The organism is Nonomuraea longispora, assembly GCF_004348345.1.
GTDB classification, from domain to species: domain Bacteria; phylum Actinomycetota; class Actinomycetes; order Streptosporangiales; family Streptosporangiaceae; genus Nonomuraea; species Nonomuraea longispora.
Window position 1 is genome coordinate 1 of record NZ_SMJZ01000003.1, and the last position, 14,368, is coordinate 14,368.

Sequence of the window (14,368 nt, forward strand, 5' to 3'; positions counted from 1 at the left end):
GCCCCACCGAGGCGATCACTGACGCCACGACGGCTCACCGCCCAGCCACCGCGCCAGCCGGGCGTCGTACGGAGCGAAGTGCTCCCGCAGCGACCCCGCCAGATCGGGTGACACCCGGCGCGGCAACGCCCGGCCGTTGTGCCGCTCGAACTCCGGATAGCCCAGCCGGGGCACCTCAAGAAAGTCCAGCACCCGGTCGTAGACCGCCTTCGGCCGGGCGAAGAACAGGTGGCTGTCGAGCACCAGGATGCGCTCGCGCCCGAACAGCGGCTCCAGCCGGTCGAGCTGGTCGGCGTAGCGGCCGCGGGCGAGGTAGGCCTGGTGGCGATGCGCGTGGTGGAGCGCGAAGGGATCGTCGCGCAGCAGCTCCTCCGCCCCCGCCAGGCGCTGCTCCTCCAGCTCCACCGCGCGCTCGAAGTGCGACTCCGTCTCGAAACCCCTGGCCAGCTCGTGGGCGTGCGCGGAACAGGCCCGCTCGACCGGGTCGCGCACCAGCACGATCAGCTTCACGCCCGGCAGGTCGGCCGCGATGCGCTCCCCGGCCAGCGGATGGAACAGGTAGTAGGGGGACGACTCGAACGCCAGCGCCCGCGCGGCGTACCGGCGGCCGAGCAGCGCCGCGCCGGCCCGCAGCGGGAAGTGGCCCTGATACCAGGACATCCCCCGCTCGTAGCCGACGTCGAAATAGTGCACGCCCTTGTGCAGCACCGGCTTGAGCAGCAGCGGATGGCGTTCCAGGGCGCGGTAGAGCGAGGTGGTGCCGCACCGCTGCGCCCCCACGATCAGGAACGACGGCACCATGCGAGCGCCCGACGTGAACCTGCCCGTGATCCTGGACAACGACAACACCGGCGCCTTCAGCGCCTTCATGTCAGCAGCTCCTCGTGGTCGACCACCGGGCAGAGCCAGGTCTCGGGAGGACCGAGCGGAGCGTGGCCGTCGTCGGCGTGCCTGCCGGCCAGCGCGATCAGGTACCGCAGGGCGGTTTGCCTGGCCTCCGACGCCGACACGCCCAGGGGCGCGAGCACGCGTACGGACTGGGCCAGGCAGGCGCGCGCCGCTACCTGAGGGCTCATCCTGCGCAGGGCCCGCTGGAAGAAGTGGTGCAGGGCGTCGAGCCCGTAGGGCACGCCGATCTCGTACCGTTCCCAGTCCCACACAAGCAGGCGGCCGTCTGGGGAGGGGCACATGTTCCAGGGCGCGAGGTCGCCGTGCCAGGCCGGCGACGGCCCGCCGGTCGCCGCGATCTCCTTGATCGCGGCCAGCCGCAGCGGCTCGCGCACCCGGCCACGCCGGACCGGCAGCGGCGCGAGCGCCAGCACCGCGAGCCCTTTCCAGCAGCCGTGGTGCAACACCCTGGGCGCGACCACCGTGTCCAGCGGCCACCCGGCCAGCCTGCGCAGAGCGGCCGCCTCGGCGGCGACCAGCTCACGGGCGCGCGGGCTGTCGCCGATCTTCACGAACGCGAGCCGCCGCCCCTCCGAACGCGCCTCCAGCACGGGCTTGCGGTTCGCCCGTCGCGCCGGGCGTACGTGCAGGACCGTCTCGACCGGCCGAGCGAAGACCTCGCTGAGGTACGCGGCGATCGAGCCCTCGACCGGCACCACGACCGGCGCCCCCACGTGCCACCAGCGGCGCGGCGCGAGCCGGCGCGGCAGGGCCGTGTGCGGCAGCACGGTGTACGGGCGGGGCGAGCCCGGCCCCGGATACAGCAGCCGCACGGTCTCCGCGAGATATCCGAGGCGGACCGCGGCGTCGGTCATGCATTCCTCCACAGGATGGCGAACGAGATGAGGTACAGGCTGAGCGGCGTGACCAGGCCGTCGTAGACGAACATGTAGAGCAGCACGAGCCCCATCACGAGCACCCCGGCCAGCCCGACGGGGCTGCGGTCACGCCAGTGACGCCGGATGGCCCCCGCGAAGAACGCCACGTAGAGCGCCGCCCCGGTGAAGCCCTGCGTCATGATGAGCAGCCAGAGCTGCCCGTCGCCGCCCAGCGGCGGATGCCCGCAGCCCGTGCACCACTGGGTCTTGCCCGTGGTGATCGTGCGGTGGTTGCCCGTCGCGTTGCGCGTGTTGCCGTAGCCGATGACCGGGGAGTGCGTGGCGGCGGCGAGCGTCGCGCTCACGGTGAAGGCCCTGATGTCGTTGGAGTGCGGCTTGTCCAGCCGCTGCGCGAACAGAGGGGCGAGCGGGCTGAGCGCGAACGCCAGCGCCGCCACGGCCACGCCCCCGCAGAGCGCGACCCGCGTACGCCCTCCCACCCGGACGATCAGGTAGAGCACGGCCAGGCCGAGCCCGATCCACAGGCCGCGGTTGAGCGAGTACACGATGGGGACGGCGGCCAGGGCGATCAGCACGACGGCGAGCACCCTACGCAGCCGGCCGCCGTAGACCCACCAGCCGACCACGAACCAGACCAGCAGCACCGACACGTTGCTGCCCCACGCATTGGCCCACTCGTACGGCGCCTCCGGCCTCGGCATGGCGTAGCCGAGCACCTTCTGCGTCTGGCCGGCGGTGGGATGGATGAGGTTCTGGACGAACGGGTTCTCGCCGATCCAGCCGGGCAGCAGCAGCTCGACCGGTGAGGTGAAGGAGAACGACGGGAACAGCACGCCGAGCAGCCCGCCCGCGACCGTGGTGACGAAGAGCGCGCCCATCATCCGCACCAGGCGCAGCTGCGGCAGCTCGCGCTCGGTCAGGTTGCCGAGGTAGAGCACCACGACGAGGATCGCCACGTAGAGCGTGAGCCGCATGCCGTAGCCGATGATCCGGCCCGGCCCGAGCTCGCCGTAGGTGCCGGGCGGCATCTCCGCCAGCATCAGCCCGCTCACCAGATAGCCGGCCAGCAGCAGCAGCCACCACCCGAACCCGCGCGGTACCCTGATCGGCCTGCGCCGCCAGAGGATCACCGCCATGGGCGCCGCCACGACGATCACCGACAGGCCACCGAACCCGAGCGCCCACCAGATCGGATAGCCGACCAGCAGTGCGGCGATGGGCCACGCGGGGCCTTTCACGCCGGGTTGCCCCGCCGCCTGGGCCGGTGCAGCGCCTCCATGCGCGTGCCCTCCGCGGGCACGCTCACTTCCAGCTCGCCGGTCGCGACGAGCTTGCCGAGCGAGGCGTGCGGGCGTGCCTCGATGAAGGGGACGAACGCCGGCACCGCGTCGGTGGCCGCCACCGCGCCGATGACGGGCACGTCGTGCCGGGCCAGGCGGCGTAGCGCGGCCGTGACCTCGGTGGAGGTGACCAGGCCGAGCCCGACGAGCAGCAGGGCCGCGTCGGCCCTGGACAGGTCGCGCACGTCGGAGCCGTCGAGCACCGTCAGCGGGGCGCCGACCGTGAGCGGCTCGGCGGGTGACGAGAGGTAGAGGTGCGCGGGCAGCGCCTTGACCAGCAACCGGGTGCCGGGGCATGCGGCGACCACGGCGCTGGCGAGATCGTGGGGCAGGTCGTGCTCGTGCGGATCCGACAGGTCGGCGAGGACGGGCAGGCCGGTGAGCCGCTCGATGTCGGCGGCCGTGCGCAGCCGGGTGTCGAGCCGGTCGCGGGCCTGGGCGGCGGCGACGCCGGCGAGCAGCCCGGCCATGATCCCGGTGCCGAGGTGGAGCGGCAGGGCGGGACGGCTCGGCTCGGTCGGCGGCTCGGCCTTGCTGATGATCGCGCCGGGGGTCACCGCGACGGTGCGCAGTTCGTCGTACTTCAGCGCGAGGTTGGCGGCCTGCCGGTTGAGCACGGTCTGGCGCTGGGCGGCGATGGCGTGCTCGGCGCTGCCCCTGGGCAGCGTGTGCAGTCGTTTGATCGTCGCCTCGATCGCGGAGCTGACGTGCCTGTACTTGCCGAGGACCGTCCGCTGCTGCTCGGCCATCGCGGTCAGCGCGTTGTGGCGTCGGTGGGCGAGGTAGGCCTCGGCGTAGGCGTGCGACCGGGCGGCTGCGGCGGCCGGCTCGGCGGCGGTCACCGCGATCTGCAACACGGAGGAGTTGGGCGGCACCGAGACCTCAAGCTCATCGAGCTCCGCGAGCTCCGCGGGCTCAGCGGGCTCAGCGGGGCCGGCGGCCCGCAGCGCCATGGCGGCCCGCTCGGCGACCACGGCCGACTGGGCGACCTGGGCCTCGGTGTCGAGGTTGAGCGCCTCGCGCTGGCGGTTGGTCACCTGGTTGCCCGGCTCCTGCGTGCCGACGGGCATGACGAGCACCTGCGTGGTCGCGGTGTAGGCGGCCGGTGTGAGCCACAGCAGCCCGAGCCCGGTGGCCCCGCCGGTCAGGACGCATCCGGTGAGGATCGCCCACCGCCGGCGCAGAGGCCCGAGATGCTCGTCCAGGCGGGCGCCGGAGCGGGGGACCTGGGGGTCCGGCGGCAGGCTCATGAGGGCTCTCCTGGGTCATGTGCACGTCGTCATGGATCAGCGACTCTGCGTCACCGGCCTGGATGTGCGCCCACTATAGGGCCGCCCGCCTTCACCTCGGCTGAATACACAAGATTTTCTCCGGTACGGCCACAAAGAAGCCCCTCCATAAATCGAAATATGCAGAAAATTCGGGCGGACTGGCGGCCCTGGTGACGTGGGGAGACTTCCACACTGGCTGAAGTTCGCGGAATGACATGGCAAGGTTCAGGTTTGACAGGCAGGGTCGTTCGACAAGGGGGGTTGGAAGGCTTTGCGGCAACGGGGAATTTCTCAGAACACGACACACGTGGCATTCGCCGGCCTGATCCTGGCCGTGGCCGCGACGCTGGCCGCCTGCTCCACCGTGGCCGACACCACCGCCGGGGCGCCGGTCGTGGTCGAGGAGCCGGCACGTGACGTCGCGGGCCCGCCCGCGTGCACGGCCACCAGCAAGCTCATCCCGTCGTGCGGCGCTTGGTGGGGCATCGCGCCGGAGATCTTCACCGGCGCCCCGGTGGAGGAGGCGTTGCGCGGCGCCGAGTCGCGCATGCACGCCGGCGCCGACGTGCTGCACGTCTATCACCGGGGCAGCGAGTTGTTCCCGACCGACGCCGAGGTCAGGCTGGCCCGCGACCCGGCCAGGCCGAGGCTGCTCCTGATCAACTGGAAGCCGTCGTTCGACCACAAGTGGGCCGAGATCGCCGACGGCGCGCTCGACGCGAGGATCGACCGCCTGGCCGGCTACCTCCGGCGCACCTTCCCCGAACGCTTCTTCCTCACCCTGCACCACGAGCCGGAGAACGACGTGGACTCCTCGTCGGGCTCGGGCATGCAGGCCACCGACTACGCGGCGATGTTCCGGCACATCGTGCTCAGGCTGCGCGAGCAGGGCGTGAAGAACGCCGTCACGGTGATGACGTACATGGGGGCGCCCAACTGGGCGGCCAAACCCTGGTTCGAGGACCTCTACCCGGGCGACGACGTGGTCGACTGGGTGGCCATGGACCCCTACGCCGACCACCGGGTCGACGACTTCGAAAGCCTCGTGAACAAGACCCGCAAGGAATATCCCGACTGGCCCGGCTTCTACCGGTGGATGCAGGCCCGCTTCCCCGGCAAGCCGGTCATGGTCGCCGAGTGGGGAGCCTTCTCGCGGCCGCTCGACCGCTCGTTCAAGCGGGCCTTCTTCGAGTCCGTACGCCGCCAGATCAAGCGTTATCCCCAGATCAAGGCGCTGATCTACTTCGATTCGCCGCAGGCGCCGCGCGGCGACACCAGCTTCGACTCCGACGAGGCGGCCGGCCGCGCGTTCACCGCGCTCGCCCGCGACCCCTACTTCCGCGCGACCCCCGTGCCGCGGCCCTAGCGGGTGCCGACCGTCTCCCGAGGCCGGGGTGTCTCGGCCCTGTCGCGCAGACGCCACCCCACGACGGTGACCACGGTGGCGGCGGCCAGGGCGCAGACCGTGACCGTGTTGTCCACGTCGAGCAGCTTGAGTGCGGAGGCGAGCAGGACGATCGCCAGCATCGCCCTGATGAGGCCGCCCGGTGCGCGCGAGGAGATCCTGGCGCCGAGATAGACGCCCGGGATCGAGCCGATGAGCAGCGACAGCGTGAGGTCCGCCTGGAAGTCGCCGAACAGCAGATGCCCGAGCGCCGCGGAGACGACCAGCGGCACGGCCTGCACGAGATCCGTGCCGACGAGCTGGTTGGCCTTGAGCGCCGGATAGAGGGCGAGCAGGGCCACGATGATCAGCGATCCCGACCCGACGGACGAGACGCCGACGACCAGCCCGCCTACCGTACCGACCAGTAGGGTCGGAATTGGGCGCACGACGATCTCATGCGCGCTCGACGTGCCGCCCCTCCCGCCGAGCCAGGTCTTGACCGCCATGCCGGCCACGGCCAGCAGCAGGGCCACACCGAGGGCGTACTTGACCGCGTCGGTGACCGCGAACGCCCTGGCCAGGAACACCCCGCAGAACGCGGCCGGCACCGAACCCGCGCACAACCAGGCCACCAGGCGCAGGTTGACCGTGCCGGTGCGCAGGTGCACCACGCCGCCGACCGGCTTCATCACGGCCGAGGCGACCAGGTCGCTCGAGACGGCGGCCAGCGGCGGGACGTTGAAGAACAACATCATCATGGGCGTCATGAGGGCTCCGCCGCCCATGCCGGTCAGGCCCACCACGATCGCCACCAGGAACGACCCGCCGATCAGCGCCGGATCCGCGCTCATCGGTCACTCACCACTGCCCTCCACGGCTCCGTCACCGGACCCACCCTCCTGATCTCAGCGTCTCCAGGACCCGGGAGACGGCCGCCTCGATCGTGATGTGCGTGGTGTCGATGGTCAGATCGGCGTCGTCCGGCTCCTCGTAGGGGTCGGAGACGCCGGTGAACTCGGGTATGAGGCCGGCGCGGGCCTTGGCGTACAGGCCCTTGCGGTCGCGCCGCTCGCACTCCTCCAGCGGCGTGGCGACGTGCACGAGCAGGAAGTCCGCGCCGACGGACTCGACCGTCTCGCGCACCTCCGCGCGGGTGGCCGCGTAGGGGGCGATGGGCGCGCAGATCGCCAGGCCGCCGTGCCTGGCGGCCTCGGCGGCGACGAAGCCGATGCGGCGGATGTTCAGGTCGCGGTCGGCCTTGGAGAAGGTCAGGCCCTTGGACAGCAGGTGGCGCACCACGTCGCCGTCGAGGTAGGTCACCGTGCGGGTGCCGAGCTCCAGCAGCGCGTCGCGCACGCCGCGGGCGATGGTGGACTTGCCGGAGCCGGACAGCCCGGTGAAGAAGACCACGAGGCCGCGCCGGTGCGGCGGGCCCGGGATGTGCACGGGGTCGGGCCCCGGCAGGTGCTCGGTCGCGCCGTAGGAGGTGGCGACGTGCTCGCGCAGCTCCACATCGATCTCCGGCTCGTCGCGCGGCGCCAGGGGGACGGAGACGACGAGCGTGTCCCCGGGCAGTTGGTCACGTGCGCGCAGCGCGGCGCGTACGACGGCGGGGCCGGCCTCGCCGTAGGCCAGGGGGAGCAGCAGGATCACCGCGTCGAGCTCTTTCGCGGTGGCGACGATCTCGGAGAGGTCGTCGAGTGGCCCACGCATCGTGACGGCGAGCGCGGGCCGGCCGCCGAGCTCGGCCCGCACGTCGGCCGGCGTGCGCCGCAGGCGCGCGAACGGCCCGTGCTCGGGCGTGCCGAGGCCGCGGACGGGACCGGAGGTCAGCCCGTCGGGCTCGTGGGCGGTCACCGTGAGCGCGGCCAGCGGCAACCCTTCGGGGTCGAGCAGCGTGACCTCGTCGCCCGGAGTGACGTCGGCGGGCAGATGGAGGGTGACGGGAGCCGGCCACGGAGTGCCGTCGGCGAGCGTGCCGCGCTCGCGCACGGTGCGCAGGTCGTCGTGCCCGAGGAACCCGGTCAGCGGCTCGAACGCGCCGCAGACCAGCAGCTCGAGATCGGCCAGCTCGCGCGGGTCGGGGGTCCACTCCACGTATCCCTCATCCCAACTAATCCGATTGAATTGGTAGGAAAGAATCCTAGCGGGTGGAAACAGTGTGGCACTAGATGAGCCGGGCGAAGTGGTGCTGGGGCTTCCTGATCACCATGGTGATCTCGTCGTGGGAGGCGGGATAGCGGTCGTTGGTCAGCTTGGAGATCGCCGCGATGGCGGCGGCGCCGATGCGGCGCGAGCGTGCGGGACCGCTGGTGTTGCGCAGCTCGTCGGTGATCATGAGGCCGCGGCTGAGACAGAACGCGTGCAGGCCGTCGCTCGACGACAGCGGCTCGTAGACGGCAGGCAGCGGGCCCGGCCAGCCCGGCGGCACGAGCGAGCGCCACAGCAGGCCGCGCAGCCACGACGGCGTCACCCGGTCGAGCAGGCCGTAGGCGGACCCGCGGTCGCGCATACGCAGCAGCACCAGGCCGCCCGGGCGCAGCGACTGCAGCAGGCGGTCGAAGACCAGCTCGGCGTGCCTGACCCGCTCCAGCAGGAACGACACCTGCACCACGTCGTAGGACCTGGGCGGCATGGGCACGCAGCGCAGGTCGCCGAGCGACCACGACGCGAGGTCTGCCCGCTCCTCGAGAATCCGCCGGATGACGGGGTGATCCTCGTCGGCTCCCGTGGCTCTGGTCTCGACGTGCTCGAGGACGAGCGGCCCGTCCTGCGCGCAGCCGGCGACCAGCACGTCGAGCCGCCTGTGCGGCTGCATCGCGCAGTGCTCGCGGACCCGCTGACCGAAGAGGTCGCCCCGCTGGGCGACAGATCGCACCTCAGACATGTCACCCACAGTAATCAATCAATCGTGATGAGTAATGCATTTCCCTGCTAGCGTCCTGGCCTGTGAGCGATGAGGTGCCCGAGTCGCGGATCTACGTGGGCAACGCGGGCGTCGACGGCGCGGGTGACGCCGGCTGGCTCCTCGGCCATTTCAAGCCCCCCGGAGATCCGCGCCACAGCGAGGACGTCGAGATCAAGTGGGGTGTGCACCCGCCGGGCGACCGCCGGGCGGCGTGGGCCGTCGGCGAGACGCGTACCGCCCTGCTCGTCCTGATCAGCGGGCGTTTCGTGGTCGAGTTCCGCGGCCGCGACGTGCTGCTGGCCGAGCAGGGCGACTACGTGGTCTGGGGCAAGGGCGTCGACCATTCGTGGCGCGCGGAGGCGGCCTCCACCGTGCTCACCGTGCGCTGGCCCTCGGTGCCCGGCTACAAGCTCGGGTGAGCCGGAGCGGCGAGTACCCTGGGTAAGGAACCCCCGCGACCTGTCCCGGCCGGGGGTAGTCGTGTTGCCGCAAGTGGGGCTGTGGGCGTATCTGATGAGTCTTTCCGGACTGCTTGACCTTGTTCGCGCTGACCCGAAACTGGCCGCCGCCCTCGACGAGGGCGGCGATGTCGCGCTGGTCGCGCCGTCCGCGCTGCGGCCGTTCGGCGTGGCCGCCCTCGCGGGTCACGACCAGCGCACCGTGCTCGCCGTCACCGCGACGGGGCGCGAGGCCGAAGACCTGGCCGCGGCGCTGACCAGCCTGATCGACCCCGCGGAGCAGGGCTCGGTGGCGGTGTTCCCCGCGTGGGAGACGCTGCCGCACGAGCGGCTCTCACCGCGCAGCGACACCGTCGGCCAGCGGCTCGCGGTCCTCAGGCGGCTGGCCCACCCGATCAAGGACGACACCGCCGCCGGGCCGCTCAGCGTGATCGTGACGCCGCTCAGGGCGCTGCTGCAGCCGATCGTGAAAGGGCTCGGCGACCTGGAGCCGATCAGGCTGCGCGCGGGCGACGACGCCGACCTCGACGAGGTGGTCACCAACCTCGTCGACAACGGCTACCACCGGGTCGACATGGTGGAGAAGCGCGGCGAGGTGGCCGTGCGCGGCGGGCTGCTCGACGTCTTCCCTCCGACCGAGGAGCACCCGCTGCGGCTGGAGTTCTGGGGTGACACGGTCGAGGAGATCCGCTGGTTCAAGGTGGCCGACCAGCGCTCGCTGGAGGCGGCCGAGGACGGGTTGTTCGCGCCGCCGTGCCGCGAGCTGCTGCTGACCGACGAGGTCAGGGCCAGGGCCCGCGAGCTGGCCGAGCGGCACCCGGCGCTGGCCGAGGTGCTCGACCAGCTCGCCGACGGCACGCCGGTGGAGGGCATGGAGGCGTTCGCGCCCGTGCTGGCAGGGGATATGGATCTGCTGCTCGACCACCTGCCGGCCAGGTCGGCGGTGTTCGTGTGCGACCCCGAGCGCATCAGGAGCCGGGCGGAGGAGCTCGTCCACACCTCGCAGGAGTTCCTGGAGGCCTCGTGGATCAACGCGGCGGCCGGCGGCGAGGCGCCCATCGACCTGGGGGCGGCGGCGTTCCGCTCGCTCGAGGAGATCCGTACGCACGCGGACGCGCTGGGCCAGCCCTGGTGGACCATGGCCCCGTTCGGCGCGGGCGTCGAGCTGGACGCGCACGACTCCGAGGCCTACCGCGGCGACACCGCCAGGGCGCTGGCCGACATCAAGGGCTGGCTGGCCGAGGGCAAGGCGGTCGTGCTGCTCAGCGAGGGCCACGGGCCCGCGGAGCGCATGGTGGAGCTGCTCAAGGGCGTCGACGTGCCCGCGAGGCTGCGGGAGTTCCTCGACCAGCCGCCCGAGCCCCGGGTCGTGCACGTCACGACCGGCCTGATCGAGCACGGCTTCATCACGCCGGGCCTGGCCGTGCTCACCCATCTCGACCTGGTCGGGCAGAAGGCGTCGACCAAGGACATGCGGCGGCTGCCCTCGCGCCGCCGCAACATGGTCGACCCGCTGCAGCTCAAGGTCGGCGACCACGTGGTGCACGAGCAGCACGGCGTGGGCCGCTACGTCGAGATGGTGCAGCGCACGGTCCAGGGCGCCACCCGCGAATATCTCGTCATCGAATATGCCAAGGGCGACCGCCTCTACGTGCCCACCGACCAGCTCGACGAGGTCACCCGCTATGTCGGCGGCGAGGCGCCCACGCTCAACCGCATGGGCGGCGCCGACTGGGCCAAGGCCAAGTCGCGGGCGAAGAAGGCGGTCAAGGAGATCGCCGGAGAGCTGATCAGACTTTACTCCGCCCGCATGGCCTCGCCAGGGCACGCCTTCGGGGCCGACACCCCGTGGCAGCGGGAGATGGAGGACGCCTTCCCCTACGCCGAGACCGGCGACCAGCTGGAGGCCATCGACGAGGTCAAGCGCGACATGGAGCGCGGCGTCCCGATGGACCGGCTGATCTGCGGCGACGTCGGCTACGGCAAGACCGAGATCGCGGTGCGGGCGGTGTTCAAGGCGGTGCAGGACGGCAAGCAGGTCGCCGTGCTGGTGCCCACGACGCTGCTGGTGCAGCAGCACATGTCGACGTTCGCCGAGCGGTTCTCCAGCTTCCCCGTCGAGATCAGGGCCGTCTCGCGCTTCCAGACCGACGGCGAGGTCAAGGCCACCCTCGAAGGCCTCAGGGCCGGGGCCGTCGACGTCGTGATCGGCACGCACCGGCTGCTCAGCCCCGAGGTCAGGTTCAAGGAACTCGGGCTGATCATCATCGACGAGGAGCAGCGGTTCGGCGTCGAGCACAAAGAGGCGATGAAACATCTCCGCACGCAGGTCGACGTGCTGGCCATGTCGGCCACGCCGATCCCGCGCACGCTGGAGATGGGGCTGACCGGCATCCGCGAGATGTCCACGATCCTCACGCCGCCCGAGGAACGGCACCCGATCCTCACGTTCGTGGGGCCGTACGACGAGAAGCAGATCGCGGCGGCGATCAGGCGCGAGCTGATGCGCGACGGCCAGATCTTCTTCGTGCACAACCGGGTCGCCTCGATCAACCGGGTCGCCGCGCGGCTGCGCGAGCTGGTGCCCGAGGCGCGCATCGCCGTGGCCCACGGGCAGATGAACGAGCACCAGCTCGAGAAGATCATGATCGGCTTCTGGGAGCGCGAGTACGACCTGCTCGTCTCCACCACGATCGTCGAGTCCGGGCTCGACGTGCCCAACGCCAACACGCTGATCGTCGACCGGGCCGACAACTACGGCCTGTCGCAGCTCCACCAGCTCAGAGGGCGGGTCGGGCGAGGCAGGGAACGCGGCTACGCCTACTTCCTCTACCCGCCGGAGAAGCCGCTGACCGAGACCGCGCACGAGCGGCTGGCCACGATCTCGCAGCACACCGAGATGGGCGCCGGCATGTACGTCGCGATGAAGGACCTCGAGATCCGCGGCGCGGGCAACGTGCTCGGCGCCGAGCAGTCAGGGTTCATCGCGGGAGTCGGGTTCGACCTCTACGTACGCCTGATGGCCGAGGCCGTGCAGGAACAGAAGGCCAAGCTGTCGGGCGTCGCGGCGCCGGAGGAACAGCTCGACGTCAAGGTCGAGCTGCCGATCAACGCCCACATCCCGCACGACTACGTCACCTCGGAGCGGCTGCGCCTGGAGGCGTACAAACGGATCGCGGCCATCGCCTCGCCCACCGACATCGACGAGGTGCGCGACGAGCTGACCGACCGTTACGGCAGGCCGCCGAGGGAGGTGGAGAACCTGCTGGAGGTCGCCAGGTTCCGCATCAAGGCGCGCACGGCCGGGCTGTCCGACGTCACGCTGCAGGGCCAGAACATCAAGTTCGGCCCGGTGCGGTTGCAGGAGTCGCAGCAGGTCCGGCTCGACCGGCTTTACAAGAAAGCGATATACAAGCAGGCGGCGGAGACTCTGCTGGTCCCGGTTCCCAAGACCAAGCCGCTGGGCGGGCAGCCGCTGCGCGACCTCGACCTGCTCAAATGGTGTGGCGATCTGGTCGAGGCGATGTTCCTCGAGCCCGCACGGGTAAGCTAGCGGCGGTTTACGGTCGGAAAGGGACGTACGTTGAAGTCGATACGAGTGGCTGCGGCCTCCGCGGCGGCGGGCATCGCGCTGACCGCCTGCTCCTCGCCCATGCAGGCCGGCGCCGCCGCCGTGGTGGGGAACGAGCGCATTTCCGCGAGCGAGCTGAACGAGGAGACGAAGGCCTACGTCGCCGCCATGCGCAACGTCAAGCTGCCTCCGGAGCTGGAGGCCGCGCTCTCGGGCAGGAGCCTCGAGGAGGCGGTGGAGCAGGAGCAGGGCACACCGGCCAGCCAGCGTGTGCTGCGACGCATGGCCGACGTGCTGATGATCAAGCAGGTCCTGGAGCGGCACAACGTGCAGGTGAGCCAGACCGAGATCGACAACGTGCTCAAGGACCCGGGCCAATATCCGTCCGCCGAGCTCAACCTGTTGCTCGGTCCCGCCGCCAGCGCACCCCAGGAAGCGCAGGACTACGGCATGGCGTTCGCCGGCCTGGAGAAGCTGCGCCAGCGGTTCGGCAGCGGCCAGGACGGCGCCGACCGGCTCACCAAGGAGCTGAGCTCGGTGAAGGTCGTCTACAGCCCCCGCTACGGCGCGCTCAACCCGCAGCGCTCGCAGCAGAACCCGGCGATGTTCGTCGACAACGGCAGGTTCGGCAAGGCCTCCGAGCCGCAGCAGCCGCAGCAGCAGGGTTAGCCCGTGCCGCTGATCGTCGTCACCACCTCGCCCAGGGTCGCTCCTGGCCTGCTGAGCCACCAGGCCTGGCAGGCGTTGCGCTCAGGGCCGGTGCTGACCGGTGACGCGGCGCACCCCCAGCTCCCCTACCTGGCCGAGGCCGGCGTCGAGGTGGAGGTCGTCGAGCCCGACGCGCGTGAGCTGGCGCGAAGGGCGGTCGCCGGGACGGTCGTGTGGCTGGCCGAGGACGACGAGGCCTTCATGCGGGCGGTGGGCAACGCCGCGATCGGGCTCGACGAGCCGCCGCTGATCGAGGTGATGCCGGGGTCCTACGACCTGCCGGGGGCGCGGGTGCTCGACCTGGTCGCGGTGATGGACCGGCTGCGCAGCGAGTGCCCGTGGGATCGCAGGCAGACGCACGAGTCGCTGGTGCCGTACCTCCTCGAGGAGGCGTACGAAGTGCTGGAGACGATCGAGCAGGGCGACTATCCCGCGCTCCGCGAGGAGCTCGGCGACCTGCTGCTGCAGGTGGTCTTCCACGCGCGGGTGGCCGAGGGCTTCGACATGGACGACGTCGCCGAGGGCATCGTCGGCAAGCTCGTACGCCGCCACCCCCACGTGTTCGGCTCGGTGCGGGCGGAGAGCGCCGACGAGGTCAACGACAACTGGGAGACGATCAAGGCGGCGGAGCGGGCGGCCAAGGGCAGGGAGTCGGCGCTCGACGGCGTGCCCATGGGGCAGCCGGCGCTCTCGCTCGCCGCCCAGCTCGTGCGCAGGGCCGAACGCGCGGGGGCGCCGGAGGCGCTGTCGGCCGCCGTCGGCCAGGGAGTGGCCAGGGAGCTGTTCGACCTGGTGCGCAGGGCCTCGGAGGCCGGGCTCGACGCCGAGGCCGAGCTGCGGGCCGCCGCCCGCACCTATCGAGACAGGGTACGCACGTGGGAGTCGTCGCGCTGAGCGGACGTACCGATAGGCTCTGACGGCATATTGCCTTTCGATTT

12 protein-coding genes are annotated in these 14,368 nt (G+C 71.2%); 5 read left to right on the forward strand and 7 right to left on the reverse strand.

Translation table 11 applies throughout. The annotated features are described in order from the left end of the window. Window positions 1-15 precede the first annotated feature (15 nt). Genes E1267_RS01325 through E1267_RS01340 form a run of 4 tightly spaced genes read right to left on the reverse strand, consistent with a single transcriptional unit; the run spans window position 16 to window position 4,377 of the window. Window positions 16-870 (reverse strand): sulfotransferase domain-containing protein, encoded by an 855-nt coding sequence (locus E1267_RS01325; RefSeq protein ID WP_132328798.1) that lies wholly within the window; start codon window positions 868-870, stop codon window positions 16-18. Continuing rightward, window positions 867-1,763, reverse strand: coding sequence for a hypothetical protein (locus E1267_RS01330; RefSeq protein WP_132328800.1), 897 nt, complete (start codon window positions 1,761-1,763; stop codon window positions 867-869). The genes E1267_RS01325 and E1267_RS01330 overlap by 4 nt, the downstream gene beginning before the upstream one ends. Beyond that, complete coding sequence (locus tag E1267_RS01335) at window positions 1,760-3,025, reverse strand: hypothetical protein (RefSeq protein WP_132328802.1); 1,266 nt, start codon at window positions 3,023-3,025, stop codon at window positions 1,760-1,762. Before E1267_RS01335 ends, E1267_RS01330 begins: the two co-directional genes overlap by 4 nt. Next, entirely contained in the window at window positions 3,022-4,377 is a 1,356-nt protein-coding gene (locus E1267_RS01340) for a YveK family protein (protein ID WP_132328804.1), read from the reverse strand. The genes E1267_RS01335 and E1267_RS01340 overlap by 4 nt, the downstream gene beginning before the upstream one ends. 328 nt (window positions 4,378-4,705) lie before the next feature. Here E1267_RS01340 and E1267_RS01345 point away from each other — a divergent pair, with 328 nt between their 5' ends. Further along, window positions 4,706-5,764: a glycoside hydrolase family 26 protein gene (locus E1267_RS01345; protein WP_132328806.1), complete on the forward strand. Its 1,059-nt coding sequence runs from the start codon at window positions 4,706-4,708 to the stop codon at window positions 5,762-5,764. On the opposite strand, the gene E1267_RS01350 is transcribed toward E1267_RS01345, so the two are convergent. From E1267_RS01350 to E1267_RS01360, 3 genes are all read right to left on the reverse strand, one after another. Then, on the reverse strand, window positions 5,761-6,636 hold the full coding sequence (locus tag E1267_RS01350) for a sulfite exporter TauE/SafE family protein (protein ID WP_132328808.1): 876 nt from the start codon (window positions 6,634-6,636) through the stop codon (window positions 5,761-5,763). The two genes, E1267_RS01345 and E1267_RS01350, sit on opposite strands and share 4 nt — an antisense overlap. Before the next feature lie 31 nt (window positions 6,637-6,667). After that, window positions 6,668-7,882, reverse strand: a complete 1,215-nt coding sequence (gene cysC / locus E1267_RS01355; RefSeq protein WP_132328810.1) for an adenylyl-sulfate kinase — start codon at window positions 7,880-7,882, stop codon at window positions 6,668-6,670. A gap of 70 nt (window positions 7,883-7,952) precedes the next feature. After that, window positions 7,953-8,672, reverse strand: a complete 720-nt coding sequence (locus E1267_RS01360; protein ID WP_132328812.1) for a methyltransferase domain-containing protein — start codon at window positions 8,670-8,672, stop codon at window positions 7,953-7,955. A gap of 62 nt (window positions 8,673-8,734) precedes the next feature. Here E1267_RS01360 and E1267_RS01365 point away from each other — a divergent pair, with 62 nt between their 5' ends. The 4 genes from E1267_RS01365 to E1267_RS01380 all read left to right on the forward strand — a co-directional run bounded on the left by E1267_RS01365 (window position 8,735) and on the right by E1267_RS01380 (window position 14,324). Continuing rightward, window positions 8,735-9,112 (forward strand): cupin domain-containing protein, encoded by a 378-nt coding sequence (locus tag E1267_RS01365; RefSeq protein WP_132328814.1) that lies wholly within the window; start codon window positions 8,735-8,737, stop codon window positions 9,110-9,112. Between the two features lie 94 nt (window positions 9,113-9,206). After that, on the forward strand, window positions 9,207-12,704 hold the full coding sequence (gene mfd / locus E1267_RS01370; protein ID WP_132328816.1) for a transcription-repair coupling factor: 3,498 nt from the start codon (window positions 9,207-9,209) through the stop codon (window positions 12,702-12,704). Between the two features lie 30 nt (window positions 12,705-12,734). Then, window positions 12,735-13,391 carry a hypothetical protein gene (locus E1267_RS01375; RefSeq protein ID WP_132328818.1) on the forward strand — a complete coding sequence of 219 codons (657 nt, stop codon included), beginning with the start codon at window positions 12,735-12,737 and terminating at the stop codon, window positions 13,389-13,391. 3 nt (window positions 13,392-13,394) lie between these two features. After that, window positions 13,395-14,324 carry a nucleoside triphosphate pyrophosphohydrolase gene (locus tag E1267_RS01380; protein ID WP_132328820.1) on the forward strand — a complete coding sequence of 310 codons (930 nt, stop codon included), beginning with the start codon at window positions 13,395-13,397 and terminating at the stop codon, window positions 14,322-14,324. The last annotated feature ends 44 nt before the right edge of the window (window positions 14,325-14,368 follow it).

Bases quoted from the DNA above. Each gene is read 5' to 3' on its own strand.
- E1267_RS01360 (WP_132328812.1), bottom strand. From the start codon at position 8,672: ATGTCTGAGGTGCGATCTGTCGCCCAGCGGGGCGACCTCTTCGGTCAG.
- E1267_RS01325 (WP_132328798.1), bottom strand. From the start codon at position 870: ATGAAGGCGCTGAAGGCGCCGGTGTTGTCGTTGTCCAGGATCACGGGC.
- E1267_RS01330 (WP_132328800.1), bottom strand. From the start codon at position 1,763: ATGACCGACGCCGCGGTCCGCCTCGGATATCTCGCGGAGACCGTGCGG.
- mfd (WP_132328816.1), top strand. From the start codon at position 9,207: ATGAGTCTTTCCGGACTGCTTGACCTTGTTCGCGCTGACCCGAAACTG.
- E1267_RS01350 (WP_132328808.1), bottom strand. From the start codon at position 6,636: ATGAGCGCGGATCCGGCGCTGATCGGCGGGTCGTTCCTGGTGGCGATC.
- E1267_RS01340 (WP_132328804.1), bottom strand. From the start codon at position 4,377: ATGAGCCTGCCGCCGGACCCCCAGGTCCCCCGCTCCGGCGCCCGCCTG.